22 protein-coding genes are annotated in these 22,369 nt (G+C 72.4%); 10 read left to right on the forward strand and 12 right to left on the reverse strand.

The window, feature by feature from the left end; genetic code table 11:
• Nucleotides 1-1,247, forward strand: a 1,247-nt coding sequence (locus TR50_RS47345; RefSeq protein WP_042433211.1) for a mannosyltransferase YkcB-related protein, incomplete at its 5' end; no start/stop codon positions are given.
• 18 nt (nt 1,248-1,265) lie between these two features.
• Here TR50_RS47345 and TR50_RS37575 read toward each other — a convergent pair.
• Nucleotides 1,266-1,697: a protein-tyrosine phosphatase family protein gene (locus TR50_RS37575; RefSeq protein ID WP_042433212.1), complete on the reverse strand. Its 432-nt coding sequence runs from the start codon at nt 1,695-1,697 to the stop codon at nt 1,266-1,268.
• Nucleotides 1,698-1,813: 116 nt separating this feature from the next.
• Between TR50_RS37575 and TR50_RS37580 the strand changes: the two genes are divergently transcribed.
• Nucleotides 1,814-3,178, forward strand: a complete 1,365-nt coding sequence (locus TR50_RS37580) for an MFS transporter (RefSeq protein WP_063775232.1) — start codon at nt 1,814-1,816, stop codon at nt 3,176-3,178.
• Here TR50_RS37580 and TR50_RS37585 read toward each other — a convergent pair.
• On the reverse strand, nt 3,094-4,209 hold the full coding sequence (locus TR50_RS37585; protein WP_042433215.1) for an ATP-dependent DNA ligase: 1,116 nt from the start codon (nt 4,207-4,209) through the stop codon (nt 3,094-3,096). The two genes, TR50_RS37580 and TR50_RS37585, sit on opposite strands and share 85 nt — an antisense overlap.
• 75 nt (nt 4,210-4,284) lie before the next feature.
• Here TR50_RS37585 and ligD point away from each other — a divergent pair, with 75 nt between their 5' ends.
• The 3 genes from ligD to TR50_RS37600 all read left to right on the forward strand — a co-directional run bounded on the left by ligD (nt 4,285) and on the right by TR50_RS37600 (nt 6,953).
• A complete protein-coding gene (gene ligD, locus TR50_RS37590) occupies nt 4,285-5,325 on the forward strand; it encodes a non-homologous end-joining DNA ligase (protein ID WP_042433218.1) in 1,041 nt (346 codons plus the stop codon).
• 102 nt (nt 5,326-5,427) lie between these two features.
• Nucleotides 5,428-6,300: an ATP-binding cassette domain-containing protein gene (locus tag TR50_RS37595; RefSeq protein WP_236654754.1), complete on the forward strand. Its 873-nt coding sequence runs from the start codon at nt 5,428-5,430 to the stop codon at nt 6,298-6,300.
• Nucleotides 6,285-6,953 carry a hypothetical protein gene (locus TR50_RS37600; RefSeq protein ID WP_152648848.1) on the forward strand — a complete coding sequence of 223 codons (669 nt, stop codon included), beginning with the start codon at nt 6,285-6,287 and terminating at the stop codon, nt 6,951-6,953. The genes TR50_RS37595 and TR50_RS37600 overlap by 16 nt, the downstream gene beginning before the upstream one ends.
• A gap of 33 nt (nt 6,954-6,986) precedes the next feature.
• Here TR50_RS37600 and TR50_RS37605 read toward each other — a convergent pair whose 3' ends face one another.
• Nucleotides 6,987-7,373, reverse strand: a complete 387-nt coding sequence (locus TR50_RS37605) for a DUF488 domain-containing protein (protein WP_042433223.1) — start codon at nt 7,371-7,373, stop codon at nt 6,987-6,989.
• A 221-nt stretch (nt 7,374-7,594) separates the two neighbouring features.
• On the opposite strand from TR50_RS37605, the gene TR50_RS37610 reads away from it, so the two are divergent.
• A complete protein-coding gene (locus TR50_RS37610; RefSeq protein ID WP_269084837.1) occupies nt 7,595-9,124 on the forward strand; it encodes an MFS transporter in 1,530 nt (509 codons plus the stop codon).
• Between the two features lie 201 nt (nt 9,125-9,325).
• Here the strand turns inward: TR50_RS37610 and TR50_RS37615 are convergent, their stop codons facing one another.
• Nucleotides 9,326-10,105, reverse strand: coding sequence for an alpha/beta fold hydrolase (locus tag TR50_RS37615; protein WP_042433229.1), 780 nt, complete (start codon nt 10,103-10,105; stop codon nt 9,326-9,328).
• A 98-nt stretch (nt 10,106-10,203) separates the two neighbouring features.
• Between TR50_RS37615 and TR50_RS37620 the strand changes: the two genes are divergently transcribed.
• Nucleotides 10,204-10,737, forward strand: a complete 534-nt coding sequence (locus TR50_RS37620; RefSeq protein WP_042433232.1) for a PadR family transcriptional regulator — start codon at nt 10,204-10,206, stop codon at nt 10,735-10,737.
• 104 nt (nt 10,738-10,841) lie between these two features.
• Here TR50_RS37620 and TR50_RS37625 read toward each other — a convergent pair whose 3' ends face one another.
• Nucleotides 10,842-11,312 carry a PPOX class F420-dependent oxidoreductase gene (locus tag TR50_RS37625; protein ID WP_042433235.1) on the reverse strand — a complete coding sequence of 157 codons (471 nt, stop codon included), beginning with the start codon at nt 11,310-11,312 and terminating at the stop codon, nt 10,842-10,844.
• A gap of 296 nt (nt 11,313-11,608) precedes the next feature.
• Between TR50_RS37625 and TR50_RS37630 the strand changes: the two genes are divergently transcribed.
• Nucleotides 11,609-12,118 (forward strand): mycothiol transferase, encoded by a 510-nt coding sequence (locus TR50_RS37630; protein ID WP_042433238.1) that lies wholly within the window; start codon nt 11,609-11,611, stop codon nt 12,116-12,118.
• Nucleotides 12,119-12,173: 55 nt separating this feature from the next.
• On the opposite strand, the gene TR50_RS37635 is transcribed toward TR50_RS37630, so the two are convergent.
• From TR50_RS37635 to TR50_RS50025, 4 genes are all read right to left on the reverse strand, one after another.
• Nucleotides 12,174-13,163, reverse strand: coding sequence for a LacI family DNA-binding transcriptional regulator (locus tag TR50_RS37635; protein ID WP_042433240.1), 990 nt, complete (start codon nt 13,161-13,163; stop codon nt 12,174-12,176).
• A gap of 90 nt (nt 13,164-13,253) precedes the next feature.
• Complete coding sequence (locus TR50_RS37640) at nt 13,254-14,213, reverse strand: oxidoreductase (RefSeq protein ID WP_042433243.1); 960 nt, start codon at nt 14,211-14,213, stop codon at nt 13,254-13,256.
• A 96-nt stretch (nt 14,214-14,309) separates the two neighbouring features.
• Nucleotides 14,310-15,224 (reverse strand): LLM class F420-dependent oxidoreductase, encoded by a 915-nt coding sequence (locus TR50_RS37645; protein WP_063775233.1) that lies wholly within the window; start codon nt 15,222-15,224, stop codon nt 14,310-14,312.
• Nucleotides 15,225-15,303: 79 nt separating this feature from the next.
• On the reverse strand, nt 15,304-17,313 hold the full coding sequence (locus TR50_RS50025) for a glycoside hydrolase family 6 protein (protein WP_042433246.1): 2,010 nt from the start codon (nt 17,311-17,313) through the stop codon (nt 15,304-15,306).
• A gap of 307 nt (nt 17,314-17,620) precedes the next feature.
• Here TR50_RS50025 and TR50_RS37655 point away from each other — a divergent pair, with 307 nt between their 5' ends.
• Nucleotides 17,621-19,171, forward strand: a complete 1,551-nt coding sequence (locus tag TR50_RS37655; protein ID WP_152648849.1) for a cellulase family glycosylhydrolase — start codon at nt 17,621-17,623, stop codon at nt 19,169-19,171.
• 87 nt (nt 19,172-19,258) lie between these two features.
• Here TR50_RS37655 and TR50_RS37660 read toward each other — a convergent pair whose 3' ends face one another.
• Together TR50_RS37660 and TR50_RS37665 are read right to left on the reverse strand one after the other, a co-directional pair.
• Nucleotides 19,259-19,927, reverse strand: a complete 669-nt coding sequence (locus TR50_RS37660) for an HAD-IA family hydrolase (RefSeq protein WP_236654755.1) — start codon at nt 19,925-19,927, stop codon at nt 19,259-19,261.
• Between the two features lie 192 nt (nt 19,928-20,119).
• Nucleotides 20,120-20,878, reverse strand: coding sequence for an ArsR/SmtB family transcription factor (locus TR50_RS37665; RefSeq protein WP_042433252.1), 759 nt, complete (start codon nt 20,876-20,878; stop codon nt 20,120-20,122).
• A 96-nt stretch (nt 20,879-20,974) separates the two neighbouring features.
• Here TR50_RS37665 and TR50_RS37670 point away from each other — a divergent pair, with 96 nt between their 5' ends.
• Entirely contained in the window at nt 20,975-21,859 is an 885-nt protein-coding gene (locus TR50_RS37670) for a trypsin-like serine peptidase (protein ID WP_052441784.1), read from the forward strand.
• 115 nt (nt 21,860-21,974) lie between these two features.
• Here TR50_RS37670 and TR50_RS37675 read toward each other — a convergent pair whose 3' ends face one another.
• Nucleotides 21,975-22,271 carry a hypothetical protein gene (locus TR50_RS37675; protein WP_160311255.1) on the reverse strand — a complete coding sequence of 99 codons (297 nt, stop codon included), beginning with the start codon at nt 22,269-22,271 and terminating at the stop codon, nt 21,975-21,977.
• Nucleotides 22,272-22,369 lie beyond the last annotated feature (98 nt).

Consider the following 22,369-nt stretch of genomic DNA (forward strand, 5'->3'; position numbering starts at 1 on the left):
GTCAGGGCTTCGCCGGCGGCGCGGCCAACGGCGGGCAGGCCGCGTCCGCGCAGTCGCTCGCGGCGCGGGCGGCCATGCTCGGGGGCGGGGGCGGGGACGGCGGCTGGAGCAAGATGTTCGGCTCGGCGATCGCGTCCCAGACCGGCTGGCTCTACCCGCTCGGGGCGATCTCCTTCGTCTGCGGCATCGCCTGGCGCCGACGTCGGCCGCGCACCGACCGGCTGCGTGCGGGCTACCTCATGTGGGGGAGCTGGCTCGCCGTCTTCTTCCTCGCCTTCAGCGCCGGAAGCGTGGGCGGACACAGCTACTACATGGGGATGATCGCCACGCCGCTCGCGGCGCTGAGCGGCGCGGGTCTGGTCGGCATGTGGCGTGCGTACCGGTCCGGCGGACGCCAGGCGCTGGTCCTGCCGGTCGCGATCGCGGCGACCGCGGCGTGGGCGGTCTGGCTGGCGAACCCGTTCCCGACCTTCCGTCCGTGGGCCGCGCCGGTCGCGATCGGCGCGTCGGCTGTCGCCGTCGCGCTCCTGGTGCTCGGCCGCGTCCCGCGCCTGGCGCGCCCGCGCCTCGCCGCGGTCGGCCTGGCGGCCGGTCTGCTCGGCGTGGTCGTCACCCCTGCGGCGTGGGCCACGTCGGTGCTGTCCACCGGCGCGGGCGGCGGCATGGCCTCGATGATGGGCTCGGTCGGCCCGAGCAGCGGCCACGGCGGGCGCGGCGGGTTCGCCGGTCTCGCGGGCGCGACACGCGGCGGCACGGGCCACCGCGAGGGCGGCGGCTTCGGCGGCGGCCGTGGAGGCGGGGCCGGCGGTGGCGGAGGCTTCGGCGGGTTCAGCGGCACCACGACGCTGTCCGCCTCGCAGCAGCAGCTCTTCTCGTACGTGACCTCCCACGACGGGGGCGCCCGCTACGTGATGGCGACCTCCAGTTGGAGCTCCGCCTCGCCGTTCATCCTGGCCACCGGCAGGGAGGTCCTCCCGATGGGCGGCTTCACCGGCGCGGTGCCGAGCCCGACGCTGAGTCAGTTCCAGCAGCTGGTCTCCACGCACCAGCTCCGCTTCGTCCTGCTGGGCGGCGGCGGGATGGGGACGTCGCAGAGCAGCCCGGTGCAGTCGTGGGTGCGGCAGGCCTGCTCGGTGGTCCCGCCGAGCGCCTACGGCGCGACCGCGTCGTCGCAGCAGAGCGGCCAGTCGCCCTTCGGCCGCGCGGCCGCGTCGCAGCAGCTGTACTCCTGCGGCGACGACGCGTGAGCGCAGCCGCCCGGGTGGTCACGGCGTGAACCGCTCCACGTAGCGGCGCTGCCAGGGCGTCTCCACGGCGTGGCGCGAGTAGTGCGCCCGCACGTAGGCGACGGCCTGGTGGGGCGGCACGCCGTCGAGCACGGCGACGCAGGCGAGGGCGGTCCCCGTCCGCCCTCGGCCTGCGGTGCACGCCACCTCGACCCGTTCGGCCGCCGCCCGTTCCCACGCCTCCAGCAGGGCGCGGGCGGCGGCGGACCGGTCGACGGGGAGCCGGAAGTCCGGCCACCGCAGCCAGCGGGACTCCCACGCGGTCGCCGGGGGCTCCTCAGCTTGGAGGTACAGCCCGAAGTCGGGCGGCGGCCCGTCGGGGAGGGGATCGCGCAGCCCCCTCCCCCGCAGCGTCCGGCCCGACGGCAGCAGCAGCACACCGGCGGCGTCGGTCTCCCAGGTCGAAGGCATCCCGCCACGCTATCGCCCGGTGCCGACCGCCGGCGCCCGGCGCCGCGTCCACGGGGCGGATATCCCCGAGCGGATTGCAGGTGCTATCTGCAATGATCCGGTCGGAGGGATAACCCATGCACCGTCTGTTCGGTCCTTACCGATCCGTCTTCGCCATCCAGGGCAGCCGAGCTCTGTTCGTCGTCGCGCTTCTCGCCCGGGTCCCGGGCACCGCCAAGGGCATGCTGCTCACGCTGCACGTCGTCCTCGACCAGCAGCGCGGCTACGGCGCCGCCGGCGTGGTGGCGATGGCCCTGACCCTGGGCTTCGCGATCGGTTCGCCGATCGCCGGTCGGCTGGTGGACCGTCACGGGCTGCGGCCCGTGCTGCTGGTGACCGGTGTCGCCGAGGCGCTGTACTGGGTGATCGCCCCGTCGCTGCCCTATCCCGCGCTGGTCGCGGCGACGTTCGCGGGCGGGGTGGTCTCGGTGCCGGTGTTCCCGGTGATCCGGCAGGCGGTGGCCGCGCACGTGCCCGGCGAGCTGCGACGGCAGGCCTTCGCGTTGGACTCGATGATCGTCGAGCTCGCCTACATGGTCGGCCCGGCCGTCGCCGTCGTCGCCGTGACCGGGCTGCACACCGCGACGCCGTCGATGTTCGCCACCGCCGTGCTGACCCTCGCCAGCGTGCTCGGCCTGTGGCCGCTGGGCCGGATCCTGGTGTCGCAGCGCCGGGTCGACCCCTCGGGGCGGCAGGACGCGCCGGACAGGCCAGCCAGGCTGCCGCGCGGCACCTGGCTGAACCCGACGCTGCTGCTGGTTCTGGCCATGTGCACGGCCGCGAACCTGACGCTGTCCGGCACCGAGGTCTCCGTGGTCGCGAGCCTGCGCGAGCACGGGCAGACGCAGTGGGCCGGGCTGACGATCATCGCCTGGTGCTGCGCCTCCCTGGTCGGCGGCTTCTGGCACGGCTCGACTCCCCGGCCTCGCCGGCTACCGCTGCTGATGCTGCTGCTCGGGCTCGGCACGATCCCGGTCGGGATCGTCGGCGGGCTGGGCTGGCAGTGGATCTGCCTCGCCCTGATCCCCGCCGGGTTCGTCTGCGCGCCGACCATCGCCTCCACCGCCGAGGCGATCAGCGCGGCCGTCCCCGCCTCCGCGCGCGGCCAGGCGATGGGGCTTCAGGCGGCGGCGCTGACGCTCGGCGGCTCGCTCGGCGCGCCGCTGGCCGGCTCAGTGATCGACCGCTTCTCGCCGGTCTGGGGCTTCGCCGTCTCGGGCGTGATCGGCACGCTGCTGGCCGCGCTCGCGCTCGGCCACGGGCGGTGGACGGCGGCCCGCATGCCCGCAGGCGCGGCAGCTGGTGCGGGCGCGGTCGTGAGCGTGCCCGTGATCCCGGCCCAGGGCGTCTCGCCGACTCAGGAGTTGTCGCCTTCGGCGCGGGAGTCGGCCGAGGCGCGGGCGTCGGCGGACGCGCCGGTGAGGATGTCCGCCAAGTCGTAGCGGACGGGCTCGTCCAGCTGGGCGTAGGTGCAGCTCGACGGCTCGCGGTCCGGACGCCAGCGGCGGAACTGGGTCGTGTGGCGGAACCGGTCGCCCTGCATGTGGTCGTACGCCACCTCGATGACCCGTTCCGGGCGCAGCGGCACCCAGGACAGGTCCTTGGTGCCCGTCCAGCGGCTGGTCGCGCCCGGCATCCGGGAGCCCGCCTGCGCCTCCTCGTCCGCCCAGTCGGCCCAGGGGTGTCCGGCGACGGGATCCATCCGCAGCGGCGCGAGCTCGGCCACCAGCTCCTCGCGCCGCTTCATCGGGAAGGACGCGCAGACGCCCACGTGCTGGAGGCGGCCGCCCGCGTCGTAGAGGCCGAGCAGCAGCGAGCCGACGACCGGTCCGCTCTTGTGCTCGCGGTAGCCGGCGACGACGCAGTCGGCGGTGCGCTCGTGCTTGATCTTGTACATCACCCGCTGGTCCGGCGCGTAGCCGAGGTCCAGCGGCTTGGCGACGACGCCGTCCAGTCCGGCGCCCTCGAACTGGTCGAACCAGCGCCGGGCCTCCTCGGCGTCGAGCGTGGCGGGCGCGAGATGGAGCGGCGGCTCGACGGTCTCCAGGATCTCCTCCAGCGCGGTGCGGCGTTCGCGCTGCGGCACCGGCATCAGGTCGAGGTCGCCGAGGGAGAGCAGGTCGAAGGCGACGAAGGAGGCGGGGGTCTGCTCGGCGAGCAGCCGCACGCGCGAGGCGGCCGGGTGGATCCGCTCGGTCAGCGCGTCGAAGTCGAGGTGGTCGCCGCGGATCAGGATGATCTCACCGTCCACCACGCAGCGCTGCGGCAGTTGCCGCTCCAGCTGGGCGACCAGCTCCGGGAAGTAGCGCGTCAGGGGCTTGCCGGTGCGGCTGCCGATGACCGTCTCGTCGCCGTCGCGGTGGACCACCGCGCGGAAGCCGTCCCACTTGGCCTCGTAGAGCATCCCGGGCGGGATCCTGGCCACGGACTTGGCGAGCATCGGCTTGACGGGCGGCATGACGGGCAGGTCCATGCAGCCGATTCTGCGTCCCGCCGACGCGGTGCGCCCGACGGGCGCGCCGCCGGGGTCCGTCCTACGGTGAGGACCATGGGCGAGGCGACGGAGCTTGAGATCGGCGGGCGCGCGGTGCGCGTCACCAACCCGGACAAGATCTACTTCCCGGACGCCGGCTTCCGCAAGATCGACATCGCGCGCTACTTCGAAGCCGTCGCCCCCGGCGCACTGCGTGCGCTGCGGGACCGGCCGACGACACTGCAACGCTTCGTCGACGGCATCGGCGGTGAGGCGTTCTACCAGAAGCGCGCCCCGCGTGACATGCCCGACTGGATCCCCACCGCCCGCATCGCGTTCCCCAGCGGCCGGTTCGCCGACGAGATGTGCCCGACGGAGGAGGCCGCCGTCCTGTGGGCAGTCAACCGGGGCTGCCTCACCTTCCACCCCTGGCCGGTCCGCCGCGAGGACACCGACCACCCCGACGAGCTGCGCATCGACCTCGACCCGCAGCCCGGCACGGACTTCTCCGACGCGGTGCGGGCCGCGCTGGAGCTGCGCGGCCTGCTCGAGGAGCTGGGCCTGCACGGCTGGCCGAAGACCTCCGGCGGCCGCGGCCTGCACATCTTCGTGCCGATCCAGCCCCGCTGGACCTTCACCGAGGTCCGACGGTGCGTCATCGCGATCGGCCGCGAGCTGGAGCGGCGCATGCCGGGCCGGGTCACCACGGCCTGGTGGAAGGAGGAGCGGGGCGAGCGGATCTTCGTGGACTACAACCAGATGGCCCGCGACCGCACCATCGCCTCGGCGTACTCCGTCAGGCCGTTCCCCAACGCCCCCGTCTCCGCGCCGCTGCACTGGGACGAGGTGGACCAGGTCCGTCCGGACCAGTTCGACATCACCACGATGCCCGCCCGCTACGCCGAGCTCGGCGACGTCCACGCCGACATGGACGCGAAGCGCCACGACCTCACGGCCGCCCTGGCCCTGGCGGACGCGCACGAGAACGACCACGGACTCGGCGACATGCCCTACCCGCCCGAGTACCCGAAGATGCCGGGCGAACCCAAGCGCGTCCAGCCCAGCCGGGCCCGCCACGAGAGCGACTCCGAGGCGGACCCCGAAAAGCCCTCCTGAGGACTGGACTCGGTGATTCGGTCCCCTCGTTGATCCGGGACAATGATCGAGCGCACTCCGGGCGATGAGGAGGGGAAGACCCGCATGCTGTCGCTGGAAGCAGTGAGCAAACGATACGGACGTGGTCGCCCGGTACTGATCGACATCGACTTCCGCACGCGGCCGGGCGCGGTCCAGGCCGTCACCGGCGGCAACGGCTCGGGCAAGTCGACACTGCTCCGGGTCCTGGCGGGGGTGTCCCGTCCGTCGTCCGGCACGCGCTCCGGCGACCCTGGGGTCATCGGGTACGTCCCGGACCGCTTCCCGGCGAACACCCGCCTGTCCGCCCGCTCGTACCTGGCGCACATGGGACGCATCAAGGGCCTGAGCACCCAGCAGGCGGCGGCCCGCGCCACGGATCTGCTGACCCGTCTCGACCTGGTCGGCGGGTGCTACACCCCGATTCGCGACCTGTCCAAGGGCAACGCCCAGAAGGTCGCCGTGGCTCAGGCCCTGATGGTCCGACCCCGGCTGCTGATCCTGGACGAACCGTGGTCGGGCCTGGACGCCTCCGCGCACGGCGTGCTGGCGTCGATCATCGAGGAACTGGCCTCCGGCAACGGAACGGTGGTCTTCACCGATCACCGCGAGGCGGTGACCGGGGCCGTCGCGACCGAGGTGTACCGCATCGAGTCCGGCCGGCTCAGCGGCAGTTCGCCCGGCGCGGGCGTGGCCGCGGGCAGGTCGGCCGGGCTTTCGGAGGTTGTGCTGCGGACGCCGTTCCACGACCCGGCCTTACCACTGGGAGAGGAGCTGAGCGGCTGGGACGGCGTGCAGGCCACGTCGGCCGCCGGGCCCGGGCGGGTCCGAGTCCTGGTGCTGCGCAGCCTGTGCGACCGACTCCTGCTGACGGCACTCCAGCGGGGATGGTCCGTCGACGGACTCCGACACGACGTCAGCGTCCCCAGCCAGGTGAGCGGGTGGAACGCCCGATGACCGCCCTCTACCGCTACAGCCTGGCCACCACGCTGCACTCCCAGCGCTACGTGGCGCCCATGGTGTTCTTCCTCGGCCTGCTGGCCGTCCTCACCAGCGGCGACAGCGGTCCCCTGCTCGGTGTCTACCCGGCCGCCGCGGGCGCGCTCCTCGCCTGTGCGACGTGGGTCGCCGCGTCCGTGGTCAACGTCCAGGAGCCCGTCGGGCGCGCTGTCCTGGTGGTGAACGCGCGGCGCTCACGTGACGTGCTGATCGCCGACATCGCCGTCTCAGCGACGCTGTGCTCGGGCATGACCGTGGTCGGGCTGTTCTATCCGATCCTGACGGGTTCGCACGTCGTCACCTGGCAGGCGGTGGGCATCGGCGCGCTCGCCGAGCTGACCTGCGCCTGCGTCGGCATCGGTCTGGGGCTGCTGTGCTCGCGGCTGGTGATCGGGCGGCCAGGCTACTCGGTGGTCGTGGGACTCGGGCTCGTGCTCGCGGTGGTCCTCGCGAAGCCGCTGCCGCCGGTCTATCCGATGCTGTTCGCCCTGAACAGCGGCCGCACGCCCACGGAGCTGTTCCTGCCGTTTCTCGGCTACACGGCCACCGGGCTGTGCGTACTGGCCGCGACCGCGGCTGCGGCCCAGTACCTCGCCACCCGAACGGACTGAACACGACGCGTGGGGCTCCGGGGCCGTCCGGGTTCAACTCAGGCGTTCCAGGAGGACCGCCGCGTGGCTGCGCTCGGGGTGCTTGGAGGCCGTCAGCAAGGTGACCGGGCCGGCCGCGACCTTGGCGCGCAGCGCGTCGAGGGCGGTCGCGGGCTCGGGTTCCGCGAGCTCCGCGAGGTAGCGCTCGCGGAACTCGGCGAAGGCGGCGTCGCCCTCGTCGGTCGCGTGGTACCAGCGGCGCAGCTCGGTCGACGGCGTGACGGCCTTGGGCCAGTCGTCCAGTTCCGCCTCCTCCTTGGACAGGCCGCGCGGCCAGAGGCGGTCGACCAGGACGCGTGCGCCGTCGTCCGGTTCCGGTACGTCGTAGACGCGGCGGACGCGCGGGTGGTGACGGGCTGCGGCGGCGGATGCGGCGCTCATGCGCCAAGTCTCGCCGAGGCGGCACGTGTCAGCCCGCAGGCACGCCCGTCGGGCGCGGAGCTGCGGCTCCCAGCGGGTAGTCATCGAGTGCTAGGGTCTGCGCGCCGAACGACATATCCAGGGGGAAATCCGGCATGAGTGCCAGTACCGGCATAGCATCTGACGCAGGGTCGTCGGCAGGGGGGCGCAAGGGTCTCGTCCTCGCCGCGATGATCTGCGCCGTGGCGATGACCTTCATCGACCAGACCATCGTCTCGATCGCCGCACCCAAGATCCAGAGCGAGCTGAACCTCAGCGGGACCGGCGTGCAGTGGGCGGTCAACGCCTACCTGCTGGCCCTGGCCGCATTCTTCGCGCTCGGCGGCCGCCTCTCCGACACCCTCGGGCACACCCGGATGGTCGTGATCGGCGTCATCGTCTTCGCCGGCGCCTCCGGGCTGTGCGGGCTCACCCCGACCGGCTCGGCCGCGCAGGCGTGGATCATCGTGTTCCGCGCGGTGCAGGGGCTCGGCGGCGCGCTGATGTACCCCGCCGCGCTCGCGATCGTCGTCAACACCTACGACCTGCGCTCGCGCGGCCGCGCGCTCGCGCTCTTCTTCGGCATCGCCGGCGGCCTGACCGCCGTCGGCCCGGTGCTGGGCGGCTACCTGACGGAGTGGACCTGGCGCGGCATCTTCTGGGTCAACATCCCGGTGGCCCTCGTCGCGCTGCTGCTGATCGCGATCTCCAAGCCGAAGACGCAGTTCCGCCCGGCGCCGATCGACTGGGTCGGCGTGGTGCTGATCGCCGCGGGCGTCGCGCTCAGCGTCTTCGGTTTCCAGCAGTCCCACGTCTGGGGCTGGCACAACCCGCTCATCGGACTCTCCATCGCCGTGGGCGCGGCGCTGCTGGTGGTCTTCTACCGCTACGAGCGACGGCGGTCCGCCCCGCTGATCGACGTGTCGATCTTCGGCGACCGCGCCTTCCTGGTGCAGTGCGTCATCCTGGCCATCGCGATGGCGGTCTTCCTGCCGATGTTCTTCTTCGCGAGTGAGTACGCGGCCGTCTCGCTCGGGCAGAACACCCAGAAGTCCGGCATCACACTGCTCTACTTCTTCATCGGGTTCGTGGTGACCGCGCAGATCGGCGGCCGGATGCTGGACCGGGCCGGAGCCAAGCGCCCGGTCCTCATCGGCTCGGTCATCGCGGCGGTGGGCTTCTACCTCTGGGCCAGCAAGGTCACCTCGCTCGACATGAACCAGCTCACCTGGGCGATCATCGTCTCCGGCGCGGGCATGGGCATGATGGTCGGCCCGTCGAACACCGACGCCGTCAACCGCGCCTCCAGCGTCTCCTACGGCGAGGCCACCGGTATCACCCAGACCGTCCGCAACTACGCCTCCAGCCTGAGCTTCGCCGTGCTGGGCACGGTGATGATCTCGGTGTTCCAGTCCCGGATCGCCGACTCGCTCGTCCACGACGAGCACATGTCCCGCGCGGCCGCGAACGCGGCGGCCGAGGCGTCCACCCACGGCGCGTTCGGCGGCGGCTCGGGCGGTTCGGGCGGTTCGGGCGGCTCCGCGGCCGCCATCCCGCACTTCGTCCGCTACGACTTCGCCCAGGGCGTCCAGTACGTCTTCTACGTCATGGCGGGCCTGATGGCCCTCAGCGCGGTCGTCGCCCTGTTCGGCCTGCGCGGCGGCGTGCAGACCGCTCCGGCCGCGGACGCCGAGGCCGAGAGCGCGACCGTCGCGGGCGGCTCCGCGGCCTGAGCGGCCGTCAACCGGCAACCACCAACAGGCAGCCGCTGAGGGCACCACGTCGACCGGACGTGGTGCCCTCAGCGCGTCTCCGGGCCACCGGGCGGTGCCGCTGGAACGGTCGGCTCTCCAGAGGCTGCTGACGCGACGGACCGCATCGGCGTCACTTCCGCGCGACACGGCCGCGGGAGCCGACGGGTTCCTGACCGCCGGTCATCCGCCCGACGACAGTGCCGATGCCGCGGCGCGAGCGAAGCCGTCGGGGTTGTCGAGCATGATGTTGTGGCCGCAGGCGGGGACCGCGAGGAGCCGGACCCCGGCGGCGACCAGCTCGGCCGCCCCCCGGGGCGCGCCATCGGCCTCGGGGTAGAGGCAGGCACGCGGCATCTCGAGCCCCAGCAGCAGCTCGCGCATGACCGGATCGCTCCCCCGGGCCAGGTGCGCAGCGCTTCGGTGCAGCGCCGTGAGGCCCGCCAGACGCATCGTGGACCACCAGTGCGGACCGACGTGGTCCCGGACCTCCTGCCAGCCGCCGTCAAGGAACTCCTGCTCCTCGTACGAGGCGATCCCGCTGGAGCCGGCCCGGCCGCGCACGACGTGCTGCGCGTCGAGGTTGGCGTCGACCAGCACCAACCGGGCCACCAGCGACGGATGACGGCTCGCCAGGACGATCGCGACCGCGCCGCCCATGCTGTGGGCGAGAATGTCGGCGTCCCGGACGCCGGCCGCGGTCAGCGCCGTGGCCAGCGCGTCCGCGTGAGCCTCCAGCGTGTACGGGAAGTCCTCGGGCCGGTCGCTGAAGCCGAAGCCGAGGAGGTCGACCAGCAGTGAGCGACGCCCCTCGAGCGCCGGGTGGACGGCCGCCGCGGCGAAGTACGGAGCGGCGGAGGCGCCCAGACCGTGCAGGTAGACCCGTGGGCGCCCGTCCTGCGCCCCCGGGAACTCGATCCAGCGGATCCGGTCGCCCGCCGCGGTCACCTGGGCGTCGTGCATGGGTCCTCCCCCGTCGTCGGCTCAGCGCTGAGCTCGCAATGCCTCGTTCCAACTATACATCGGTGCCGATATATCGCGCCGTGCGGCAGAATACTGCCGTGCTGGAGTTGGCGATCCTGGGTTTCCTCTACGAGCAGCCGCTGCACGGCTACGAGCTGAAGCGGCGCGTCGCGCAGCTGACCGGACATGTCCGGCCGATCGCGGACGGGACGCTCTACCCCGCCATCAAGCGCCTGGAGAAGGCCGGTTGGCTCACCCGCCAGACCCAGCCCGGCACCCGCGCCGCACCCCGACACACCCTCACCCTCACCGACGAGGGCCGCCGGGAGCTGCGCCGCCGCCTGCGTGAGGCCGACGGCGTGGAGATCAGCGACGAGAACCACTGGTTCACTGTGCTGGCCTTCCTGCGGCACCTCGACTCCCCGGCCGAGCAGGCCGCCGTGCTGGGCCGCCGTCTGGCCTTCCTCCGCGAGCCCAGCAGTTTCTTCTACGACGGGGAGCGCCCGCTCGAAGCCGAGGAGTTCGACGATCCCTTTCGTCAGGGTCTGCTCACCATCGCCCGCGCGACCGGCGTGGCCGAGCTCGCCTGGCTCGACGCGACACTCGCACGGCTGGACGGGCCCGCCACCTGACGCGCTCGACCGACCCGCGCGTCATGCCCGCGTGCTCGCTCCGGGTCGTCGTCGTACGGGTCGGCGGTGTGCCCTGGGCCGGAACGGCGCCGCCCCCGGAGGGGTCAGGCGAGTCGGGCGGGGAACCCGCCGGTGGCGATCGGGCTCCAGCGGTCGGGCGTGACCCGCACCAGCGCCTTGCCCTGCTTGACCATCGCGTCGCGGTACTCCGCCCAGTCAGGGTGCTCGCCGGAGATGTTGCGGAAGTACTCGACGAAGGCGTCGAGCGCGGACGGACCATCGGCCGCTTCGAGCACCTCGGCATGGCCGTCGACCTGCACCCAGGCGCCGTCCCACTCGTCGGACAGCACCAGCACGCTGACCTCGGGCCGCTGTCGGGCGTTGCGGGTCTTGGCGCGCTCGGGATAGCTGGAGACGACGATCCGGCCGGAGTCGTCCACCCCGCCGGTCACCGGGGACGCCTGCGGCGACCCGTCGGCGCGTCGGGTGATCAGGATCATCCGGTGACGCGGGCGGATGAAATCCAGCAGCTCGTCACGCTCGACCTTCGTGTTGGTTGCGATGGTTCGCGCCATCAGTTCCTCTCCTCACCACGGCCTTCGGCCACCCTATGCCCGACCCGCGCTCCGCTCGCTGTCACACACGCCTGCCATGCTGCGTTCCATGCAGGTCGACCTCACCGAGCTCACCGCAACGAGGTCCTCATGCTCCTGGCTCCGCCCTGAGTGGTCGGGGGGACATGCCGCCACCCGCCGGTGGGTTCCGAGCCGGAGCGGCACGCTGCGGCTAGGGTCGTGCTACGCACAGGGAGCGCGCGCGGCATGCAGTCAGCCGCGACGTGGAGTCAGCGGAGTCAGAGGAGTGAGCCGCCATGACCATCGCCACCGACCTGCTCACCGACGCCTTCGGCCGGATCAGGGAGGTCGTCCACGACTCGGTCGCCGACCTGACGCCCGACCAGCTGGCCTTCCGGCCCGAGTCGGAGGGCAACTCGATCGGCTGGCTCGTCTGGCATCTGACCCGCATCGAGGACGACCACGTCAGCGATCTCGCCGACCAGCCGCAGGCGTGGACCGAGCTCGGCTGGCACGAGCGCTTCGACCTGCCCTTCGGTCCCGGCGCCACCGGCTACGGCCACAGCTCGCGGCAGGTCGCGTCGCTCAGCGGCATCGACGCGCAGCGCCTGCTCGGTTACCACGACGACGTGCACGACCGGACCGTCGCCTTCCTCGCCGGACCGGGCATCCACCACCTCGACCGGATCGTCGACTCCAACTGGGTCCCGCCCGTCACCGCGGCGGTCCGGCTGATCAGCGTCGTCTCCGACGCCCTTCAGCACGCCGGGCAGGCCGCCTACGTCCGCGGCCTCCTCCCCCGCTGAGCGCGGACGCCGCCGCGCCCCCGCCGGCACCGCTCCCGCCGGGCCGGCGCTCGGCTCATGCGGACTGTCGCACCACCAGCTGAGTGCCCATCACCACGCGCTCGGTGGCCGCGCCGCCGCCCACCAGCTCGGACACGACGCGCGCGCCCATCTCCTCGACCGGCTGGCGCACCGTCGTCAGGCGGGGCGAGGTGCGGCGGGCCAGTGCGTCGTCGTCGAAGCCGATCAGCGCGACGTCGTCCGGCACGCGCACGCCCGCGCGCGCCAGGGCCCGCAGCGCGCCGGCGGCCATCGGGTCGGAGGCGGCGAAGACGGCGTCCAGACCCGGGCAGCGGTCCAACAGCCGCAGCATCGCCGTCTCTCCGGAGGCGACCGTGAAGTCGCCGTGGGCCACGATCTCCCGGGCCGTGCCCGCGAGGCGCACCGCCCGGCGGTAGCCGGTCAGGCGGTCGACGCCCACGGACATGTCCGCCGGTCCGGCGATGGTGGCGATGCGGTGGCGGCCCCGCCGCTGGAGGTACCGGACCGCGCCCGCGGCTCCGCCGACGTTGTCGGCGTCGACGAACGGGATCTCCGCGCCGCCCGGCGGCCTCCCCATCGACACGACGGGGACGTCGGCCGCCCGCAGCAGCCGCGGCAGGGTGTCGTCCCCCCGCAGGCCGACCAGCACCACGCCGTCGACGTGGCCGCCGCCCAGGAAGCGCAGCAGGGAGGGACGGGACGTGTGGCGCAGCGCCGTCAGCACCAGCAACTCGCGCTGCTGCGGCACGAGTGCGCGCTCGATCGCGACGAGCAGGCGGGTGTAGAACAGATCGGACTGGTAGTGGAGCATGTCCTCGCAGACCACCACCGCCACCGCGCCGGTGTCGCGGGCGCCCGCGCGCGGGGCCCGGTGCCGGACGTAGCCGAGCTCCGCGACGGCCTGCTCGACGGCGCTGCGCGCCGCGTGGCTGACCCGGGCGGACCGGCTGAGCGCGCGGGACGCGGTGGCGGTGGACACGCCGGCGCGCAGGGCGACCTCGGCGAGCGTCGGCTTGGCGGTCACGGTTCCCCCCTCCTCGCGCTCCTTGAGTTCTCGACATGGTCCGCACAACTGGGAGCGCTCCCGATATGGAGCCAGGAACCCAAGAGGCCGTCAAGGGCTGACACTGCGTTCGATACTTGAACTCACATCAGCACCCGGCGCGTCGGCGGCTCCGGGCGTGCCGGGCGTGCCGAGCAGAGCCAACTCCTCGTCGGTCAGGCGCAGGGAACCGGCGGCGATGTTCTGCGACAGGTGGGCCGGGTCGGTGGTTCCCGGGATCGCCAGCACGTGCGGTCCCCGGTGCAGCGTCCAGGCCAGCCGTACCTGGGCGGGCGTCACTCCCCGCGAGTCGGCGACCGCACGGACGCGCGCCTCCGGCTCCTGACCCGGGGCCGCCTCGCGCCGCAGGCCGGAGACGGCGAAGTAGGGAACGAAGGCGATGCCCTGCTCCCGGCACAGGTCCACCAGGCCGCTCTCGTCGGCGCGGCGCCAGTCCAGGCTGTACGAGTTCTGCACGCAGACCACCGGGGCGATGGCCTGGGCCTCGACCAGGTGCTCCGGCCGGACGTTGGAGAGCCCGAGGTGCCGGATCAGACCGGCCTCGCGCAGCTCGGCCAGCGCCCCGAAGTGCTCGGCCACGGAGGCCATGCCGGGGCCGTTGCGACGCAGGTTGACCACGTCGAGGTGGTCGCGGCCCAGCTGCCGCAGATTCTCCTCGACCTGGCCGCGCAGCCGGTCCGGGCGGGCCATCGTCGACCACTCGCCGGACGGATCGCGTCCCGGGCCGACCTTGGTCACCACGACCACGTCGTCGCGCCAGGAGGTGAGCGCCCGGTTGATCAGCTCGTTCGCCGACCGGAGCGGCGAGAAGTAGAAGGAGGCCGTGTCGATGTGGTTGACGCCCTGCTCGACCGCGTCCCGCAGCAGCCGGACCGCGACGTACCGGTCGATCGGGGGCCCGTCCGAGTTGCCCGCCATGCCGTTGCCGGTCAGCCGCATCGCGCCGTAACCGACACGGTTCACCTCCAGGTCCCCGAGCCTCCAGGTCCCCGCCCCCACTGTCGCGCTCACTGCGCTCCCCTTCCGTCGCACCCGTCCGGCCCGTCAGGTTGTGAAGTATGCGCTGGTCAAAGCCGGTTCCGACAGCCCGCAGGGGTGGGCGGAAGGTCACACCCGGATCGGGAACGAACCGTCGTCGTCCGCCCGTTGGACCTGCTGGGAACGTTCGCTCGACGCAGTGGCCACGGGGATCCGTGACAGGGCCTCAGCCAGCGGTTCCAGCACGGCGGGCGTGTAGGGCGGCGTCAGGTACACGATCGCGAGCTGTGCGCCCTCGGCGGCGAACGCGGCCGCGGTCGCGGCGGTCGCCGGGGCGTCGCCGGTGTGCCGGATCTGGCAGGAGAGGCGGATCCCGGCCGGGTCGCGGCCGAGGTCCGCGCAGTGGGCGTGCAGGACGTCGCGGGCGCGGCGGAAGCCGTCGAGGGGGCCGAGGTCGTAGTTCCAGTGCTGGGCGTAGCGGGCGGCGGTGCGCAGCGTGCGCTTCTCCCCGTTGCCGCCGACGCAGAGCGGCGGGTGCGGGCACTGCAGGGGCTTCGGCTCGCAGCGGGCGTCGGTGAGCCGGTAGTGGGCGCCGTGGAAGGTCGTGGTCGGCTGCGGTGAGAGCAGCGAGGTCAGCACCTGGCAGGCCTCCTCGAACCGGTCGCTGCGCTCCTTGGGGGTTCCCAGCTCGATCCCGTAGGCGCGGGACTCCTCCGCGTTCCAGCCCGCACCGACGCCGAGTTCGAGGCGTCCGCCGGACAGGACGTCCACGGTCGCGGCCATCTTGGCCAGGACGGCCGGGTGCCGGTAGTGGATGCCGGTGACGAGCGTGCCGAGCCGCAGGCGTCGCGTGGCCTGGGCCAGGGCGGCCAGGGTCGTCCACGCCTCCAGGCGCGGCGTCGCGGGCTCGGCGGCGTGGGTGGCGTGGAAGTGGTCCGAGGTCCAGCCCGACTCGAACAACTCGATCCCGTCGGCGGCCTGCCAGACGGCGAGGAGCTCGGGCCAGGTGGTGTCCTGCGGTGATGTCTTGAAGGCGAAGCGCATGGGACGGGCCTACCCGCGGACCGGACACGGGACCCGCCACCTCCGCGGCGGGTCCCGTCGTCCGTGCGCCGCCGACTCGTCAGGAGGCGGTGCAGGTGAGCGTCGGCACGGCGTTGCTGCCGCTGTACGTCGCCCCGAAGCCGAAGCTGGTGTTGCCTCCGGCCGCTATCGCCCCGTTGTAGGACATGTTGGCGGCGGTCACGCTCGCGCCGCTCTGGGTGGAGGAGGCGTTCCACATGTTCGAGACCGCCTGGTTGCCGCCGAAGGTCCAGGTGACCTTCCAGCCCGTGGTCGTCGCCGTCCCGGTGTTGGTGACGGTGACGTTGGCGTTGAAGCCGCTGCCCCAGTCGCTGCTCACCGTGTAGCTCGCGGTGCAGCCTTGGCCGCCTCCGGTGCCGCCGCCCGTACCGCCCCCGGAGGCGGACGTCGTCGCGGTCACGGCCGTCGAGGCGGCCGAGACGTTGCCCGCCGCGTCCTGCGCGGTGACCGTGTAGCTGTAGCCGGTCGAGGCCGTCAGGCCGGTGTCCGTGTAGGTGGTGCCGCTGGTCACCGTGGCGATCTTGGCGCCGCCGCGGTAGACGTTGTAGGCGGTCACGCCGACGTTGTCGGTGGAGGCGGTCCAGGAGAGCGAGACGCTGCTGCTGCTGGTGCCGGTGACGGTCAGTCCGGTGGGCGTGCTGGGCGGCGTGGTGTCGCCGCCGCTGGACGCGCCGAGGCTCGGGTAGGCGTTCGTCACCAGTTGCTGGAACTGGGCGGCGAACCACTGGCCGGCCGGGATGTCGTAGCCGGGGATGGCGTCGGTCGGGTAGGTGCCGCCGTTGCCGTCGGTCTGGGTGCCGTTGGGGTCGCAGTGCGGATCGCCGTGCGCGTGCGTGGCGGTCGGGTAGTCCCCGTCGGACTCGCCGGGCGGCTTGACCCAGACGAAGGCGATGATCGGGTCGCTGCTCCCGTAGGGCTGGGCCTGCGGGCGCGCGCCGATGCCCGCGCCGTTGACGTTGCACCAGTCGCCGCGGAACGGCCGCTGGTCGACCTTGTTCGCGGCCACGTACGCGTTGACGGTGGTGGGCGTGGAGTTGAGCGCGGTGGGCCGGGCCGAGCCGCCCCAGCCGTTGCGCGAGGTGTCGACGATCATGCCGACGCTGCTCGGGAACCCTGCGGAGACCAGGGCGGCGTGCATGTCCTCGTCGTAGTGGTGCTCGTCGAACTCGGGGTTCCACTGGTAGAACGAGGCCGAGTCGAGCGGCTGGCCGCCCACCTGGAGCGTGGAGTTGGGCAGGAACGGCTCGTCGAGCGGGGTGGTGTTGGCGGTGTCGCTGATGAACCCGTCGACGCTGGCGACCCCGGCCGTGGTGGCCTTGGCGACCTTGGCGAACTCCTGCGCGGCGGGCGTCATGTTGCTGGACCAGCCGAGCCAGCCGGAGTGGCCGATGTCCAGGTAGTCGTAGACGTTCGCGATGGCGTGCAGCTTGTTGAGCGCGTACTCGACGCCGCTCTCGTAGTAGGGCGTGGCCGTCGCGCAGGCGGACTTGCTCTGGTTGGTGACGGCGTTGGGCAGCGAGTCCGGCTCGATGATCGCGGCGATGCGGATGCCCGCGTACTTGCTGTTGCCGAGGATCGACGCGATGGGGTCGATGTACTGCGACTCGTACTCGGTGAGACCGGCGGCGGTCGCCGGGATCTCGCCGTTGGAGGCCAGCGCGGCGCAGTCGCGTCCGGGAAGGTCGTAGACGACGACCTCGAACAGGTTGTCCCCGTCGGCCACGGCGTTGTCGAGCTGGGCCTGGAGGCCCAGGTGGGTGCTGTCGCCGGCGATGGCGCCGATGTGGTCCATCCAGATCGCCGTCTGGTAGCCGGCGACCTTGCTCTCGGCCGCGCCGAGCGTCCCGCCGTCGGCGCCGGCCTGGGCGGTGACCTCGCCCACGTAGTCGGGGTTGAGGTACGGGGTGGCTCCGACGAACGGGTTCGCCAGATGGGTCACGGCGGCGTGGGCGGACGGTGCGGTCGCGAGCGGGACGACCAGCCAGGCCATGCCCAGCGTCGCGGCCACGGCCGCGATCCGACGGCGTCTGCGCAGGGGTGGATGCGCCACGGTGGATGCCTTTCTCTGTCTGGGAGCGATCCCAGATCCGACGGGGGTGTTCGCCCTCAGGGCACCCGCCGGGCAAGCGCGAGCACACCTGAAGGGCCGGGCAGCGAATGGGAGCGCTCCCAATCGTTGGCAGCGGCTGACGCAACGTCAAGTGCCTTGTCGGTGTTCAGGAAAATTCCACCGCGAGTCGGGCGGTGGGACTGTCGGCGCGCGGCGGGCTCCGCTACGGTGGGCGACCGCGCCGGGCAGCGCAGGGAGCACTCCTTCTCCTCTCCGGAACCACCCACCGTCAAGGAGCGTGCCTTCCATGCGCCCTCGCGCCATGCATCCTCGCGCCCGACTTGCGGCGGTCGCCGCCGCACTCGGCGGCTTCACCGCCGCCCTCGTCCCCCTCACCGCCACCGCCGCGACGTCCGCGCCCGCCGGCACCACCGCCGGCGCCTCGGCGACCTGCAGCGTCGCTTACACCGTCAGCAACGACTGGGGTACCGGCTTCACCGCCGCGATCACCATCACGGACACCGGCGCCACCCCGCTGGCCTCCTGGACCCTCGGCTACGCCTACGGCGGCAACCAGACGCTCCAGTCCGGCTGGAACGGAACCTGGAGCCAGTCCGGCAGCGCCGTGACGGTGACCGCGCCCAGCTGGGCCACCACGATCGCCCCCGGCGCCTCGTACACGACGGACGCCAACTTCGGCTATTCGGGCACGAACACGGCGCCGACGGCCTTCACCGTCAACGGCGTCGCCTGCGGCGACAGTACCTCGCCCAGCGCCTCGCCGAGCGCGTCCGCGAGCGCGAGCCCGTCGGCCAGCCCCTCCTCCAGCCCGACCGGGACACCGGGCGCCGCACCGGCCCTGCACGTGTCCGGCAACCACCTGGTCGACGCGAACGGACACACCGTCACCCTGCACGGGGTCGACCGGTCCGGCACCGAGTTCGCCTGCGTCCAGAACACCGGCGTCTTCGACGGACCCGCCGACCAGGCGTCCGTCTCGGCGATGACCTCATGGCGCATCAACGCCGTCCGGGTGCCGCTCAACGAGGACTGCTGGCTCGGCGCCAACGGCGTCAACCCCGCCTACGCCGGGGCGAACTACATCGCGGCGGTCAAGGCCTACGTCTCCCTGCTGGAGCAGAACGGTCTGAACGTCATCCTCGACCTGCACTGGACCGACGGCGCCTACACCGGCAACTCCTCCGGCTGCTCCGGCGCGACGGCGGTCTGCCAGAAGCCCATGCCCGACGCGGCGGGCGCGGTGCCGTTCTGGACCTCCGTCGCCACGACCTTCAAGGGCGACGACGCCGTCGTCTTCGACCTGTTCAACGAGCCCTACCCCGACCGGGCCACCGGCAGCGAGACCAGCGCCTGGGAGTGCTGGCTGAACGGCGGCACCTGCCCGGGCATCGGCTACACCGTCGCCGGCATGCAGTCCCTCGACAACGCCGTGCGCGGCACCGGCGCGACCAACGTGGTCATGCTGGGCGGGCTGGCCTACTCCAACGACCTCACCCAGTGGCTGGCCTACGAGCCCCACGACCCGACCGGGAACGTGGCGGCGTCGTGGCACTCGTACAACTTCAACGCCTGCAGCTCCAGCTCCTGCTGGAACGCGCAGATCGCGCCCGTGGCGGCCAAGGTGCCGCTGGTCACCGGCGAGCTGGGCGAGAACGACTGCGCCCACGGCTACCTGGACTCCGTGCTGCCGTGGCTGGACAGCATCGGCGCCTCCTACCTCGCCTGGACCTGGAACACCTGGGACTGCGCCAGCGGCCCGGCCCTGATCAGCTCCTACGACGGGACGCCGACCGGTTTCGGCGCCGGCTACAAGGCGCATCTGGCCACGCTCGGCTGAGCTGGCGTCAGGCGGTCCGCCGATCCACCGGCCGATCCACCGGCCGCACCGCCCGCCGGACCGCCCGCCGGTCGACGACCCGGGCCCTCAGCCGATCAGCAGCGCCAACGAGCCGTCACGTTCGACCAGGGGGCGGACCTGGGAGAGATCGGTGATCATGACGTCCGCCTCCAGGTCGGCGGGTTCGTGGCTGGTCGCGAGGGCGAGGGTGCGCATGCCGGCGGCGCGGCCCGCGGCCAGGCCCGCGGGGGCGTCCTCGACGACCAGGCAACGGGCGGGCTCCACCCCCAGGCGGTCCGCGGCGGTCAGGAAGGCCTCCGGGTCGGGGTGGCCGCGACGGACGTCCTCCGCGCCGACCAGCATCGGCACGGTCAGCCCCAGCGTGGAGAAGCGGCGCAGGGCCAGCGTCCTGGTCGTGGCGGTGACCACCGCCCAGCGGTCCCTGGGCAGGGCCGAGAGCAGCTCCTCGGCGCCCGGGAGCAGCCTGCTGTTCGGGGCGTCGGCCAGCTCCAGCTGCTGGACCCGCGCTGCGGCGGCCGCCACCTGCGCCTCGGGAAGGAGTTCGCCGATCACCTCGTGGACCCGTCGACCGAGGTAGCCCACCTCGTCGAGCCGCTCCGGAGCCAGACCGGCCTCCTCGGCCCACCGGGCCCAGGAACGACGGACCGAACTCACCGAGTCGATCAGGGTGCCGTCATTGTCGAAGAGGACGGCGTCGACGGTGAGCACGGCGGGTGCGGAGGAGTGTGCGGTCACGGAAGGGGATCGTCCCTCCTATCCGGGGAGCGGCCCCGTTCCTCGGCAGGGCCCTGTACCTCTCCAGCCTCTCCGGCCGCGGCCGTTCCTCCAAGAGGCGAAGGTCCCGCAAGGGTCGAAAGTCCCTCGAGTCGCACGGTCCGCCTGGTCCATGAGGACCACGGGGGCCGTGCGGCGGACGGGGGACGCCCGTCAGCCGTGACCGTACATCAGCGAGCCAGGGGTGGTCAGCACCTCGCCCGTCTCGAGCCAGGTCTTCAGGCCCGACAATATCATCGGCCAGCCGCCGTACAACTGGTCGTTGGCGCCCTCGCGGAGCTGGTCGTGGGTGACGGTGAGCCGGCAGGAATCGCCGACGGGCTCGATCTCCCAGGTGACCCGGGACGTGCCCTCGGCCTTGACCTCGTCGCTCCACAGCGCCGTCATGGTCTGGACCAGACGACGCGGCGGATCCACCTCCAGAGTGACGCCCTCACCGAGGGACGTGGGCGCGCCGGGCGACGACATGGTGAACGGGGCGCCGGGCTCGAGCTCCCCGATCATGCCCGCGCCGAAGTTGTACTTGGCGCGGATCGCCGGATCCGTGATCGCCTGCCAGAGCCGCTCCGGGCTGGTGCGGATGTAGATCTCGAAGACCTTCTCCATGGTGGACTCCAGATCGCGCTTGAGGCCGCTGAGCGCAGCCGCCCAGGGCTCGGCGTACTTGCTGACCCAACGGTCGTGGACCAACCGGATCGGGACGGGGTTCAGAAAGTGCAGCTTCTCCCGGCCCTGGCGTCGGGTGACGACCAGGCCGGCCTCTTCCAATTGCCTGAGGTGCTTCATCACGGCGAAGCGACTCGTCTCGAACCGTGCTTCCAACGCACTGAGCGTCTGACCGTCCCGCTCGTACAGCGCGTCGAGAAGGGCGCGCCGGGTGGGATCGGCCAGGGCCTTGAAGACCTCGTCCACACCCGCAAAAATAGGTGACCTTTCGGTCACATGTCAAGCCGTCCCTTAAATTCCCGCCGGTGCACCTTGTGACCAGCGGCGATGTCAGGGCAGCATGTGCCCAACCCCCCTTCGCACTGCGAGGTCCCGCTGATCCCCGCACCGCACCCCGCAGAGGACGCCGCCCCCGACGGCGCTCCTCCCGCCGCCCCGCTCGACGGGGCGGAGCCCCCGGCGCCGCGTCGACGTCCCACCGTCGCGGCCGTGGCCTGGCTGGTGGCCCTGGCCCTGGCCGGCGCGACCGGCGCAGCCTCCCCCTCCGGGGAGCTCGGCACCTCCCACCTCGCCTCCGCCGACCGCGTCAGCGACCGGGTGGGAGCCGTCTTCACCGGCGGCCTCGGCGGCACCCATTACTGCACGGCCAGCGTCATCGACAGCCCCAAGGGCAACATGATCGTCACTGCCGCGCACTGCCTCAGCGGCGACGACGGCGACAAGGTCTTCATCCCGGGCTACCGCGACGGCACGGCCCCGCACGGCGTGTGGCCGATCACCCGCACCTTCGAGGACCCCGCCTGGACCACCGGCGGCGACCCCGACCTGGACGTCGCCTTCGCCCTCGTCGCGCCCGTGAACGGCCGCACCGTCGAGCAGACGCTGGGGGCGAACCGGCTCGCCGTCGACGAGGGTTTCGACCACGTCGTCACCATGACGGGCTATCCGGGCTCGACGGATCTGCCGATCACCTGCTCGGACCTGGTCGACCGTTTCAGCGCCTCGCAGATGCGGATCGACTGCACGGGTTACAGCGACGGCACCAGCGGCAGCCCGTGGCTGATCCCGGGCCAGGGCGGGCCGACCCACGACGAGGGCACCGTCATCGGCGTGATCGGCGGTTTCGAGACCGGCGGGTACACCGACGACATCTCGTACAGCTCGTACTTCGGCGACCGCGTCGGCGATCTCTACCGCGAAGCGGTGGCGCAGGACGCGAAGGACTGAAAGCGCGAAGCACATTTAACAAGCGCGGAAACACCAGGCGAAACCCGACTGCTTCCACACACGGGGTGAAGACCCTGAAATCGGTCACACGCCGTGAACACGGCGAAGGCTCCGGTCAGGAATTGCCGCTCCCCGGATACCAGGCGAGGGCGTGGGCCTCCGCGAGGGTGTCGCGGACCTGGTTGCGGTAGCGGACGGCCTGCTGGGGATCGCTTTCCGCCAGGGCCGCCGCCGCGAGCGCCGCGGCCGAGGTCGACCAGGCCAGGAGTCGTACCGCGTCCTGGGCGGACGCGTCGAGCAGGCGTTCGTCGGGCAGTTCCGCCGCGTGTCTCGCAAGGAGGGTGGAGAGCACCCGCAGATGGGTGCGGGTCACCGCCGGAGGCGGCAATGGTTCGTTCGCGTGACGTCCCACGTCGTCGGCTCCATGAAGAGGGCGAGGATTCGTGGACCCATCATGGCGCAAATGCCACTGACATGTACGCGTATTCGTCCAACGAATACGCACACATT

This window comes from Streptacidiphilus anmyonensis (assembly GCF_000787855.1).
GTDB classification, from domain to species: Bacteria; Actinomycetota; Actinomycetes; order Streptomycetales; family Streptomycetaceae; genus Streptacidiphilus; species Streptacidiphilus anmyonensis.

Coding starts and splice junctions, on each gene's coding strand:
- TR50_RS37615 (WP_042433229.1), bottom strand. CDS start 10,105: ATGCACGACGCCCAGGTGACCGCGGCGGGCGACCGGATCCGCTGGATC.
- TR50_RS37605 (WP_042433223.1), bottom strand. CDS start 7,373: ATGAGCGCCGCATCCGCCGCCGCAGCCCGTCACCACCCGCGCGTCCGC.
- TR50_RS37580 (WP_063775232.1), top strand. CDS start 1,814: ATGCACCGTCTGTTCGGTCCTTACCGATCCGTCTTCGCCATCCAGGGC.
- ligD (WP_042433218.1), top strand. CDS start 4,285: ATGGGCGAGGCGACGGAGCTTGAGATCGGCGGGCGCGCGGTGCGCGTC.
- TR50_RS37655 (WP_152648849.1), top strand. CDS start 17,621: ATGCGCCCTCGCGCCATGCATCCTCGCGCCCGACTTGCGGCGGTCGCC.
- TR50_RS37625 (WP_042433235.1), bottom strand. CDS start 11,312: ATGGCGCGAACCATCGCAACCAACACGAAGGTCGAGCGTGACGAGCTG.
- TR50_RS37575 (WP_042433212.1), bottom strand. CDS start 1,697: ATGCCTTCGACCTGGGAGACCGACGCCGCCGGTGTGCTGCTGCTGCCG.
- TR50_RS37645 (WP_063775233.1), bottom strand. CDS start 15,224: ATGCGCTTCGCCTTCAAGACATCACCGCAGGACACCACCTGGCCCGAG.
- TR50_RS37630 (WP_042433238.1), top strand. CDS start 11,609: ATGACCATCGCCACCGACCTGCTCACCGACGCCTTCGGCCGGATCAGG.
- TR50_RS37585 (WP_042433215.1), bottom strand. CDS start 4,209: ATGGACCTGCCCGTCATGCCGCCCGTCAAGCCGATGCTCGCCAAGTCC.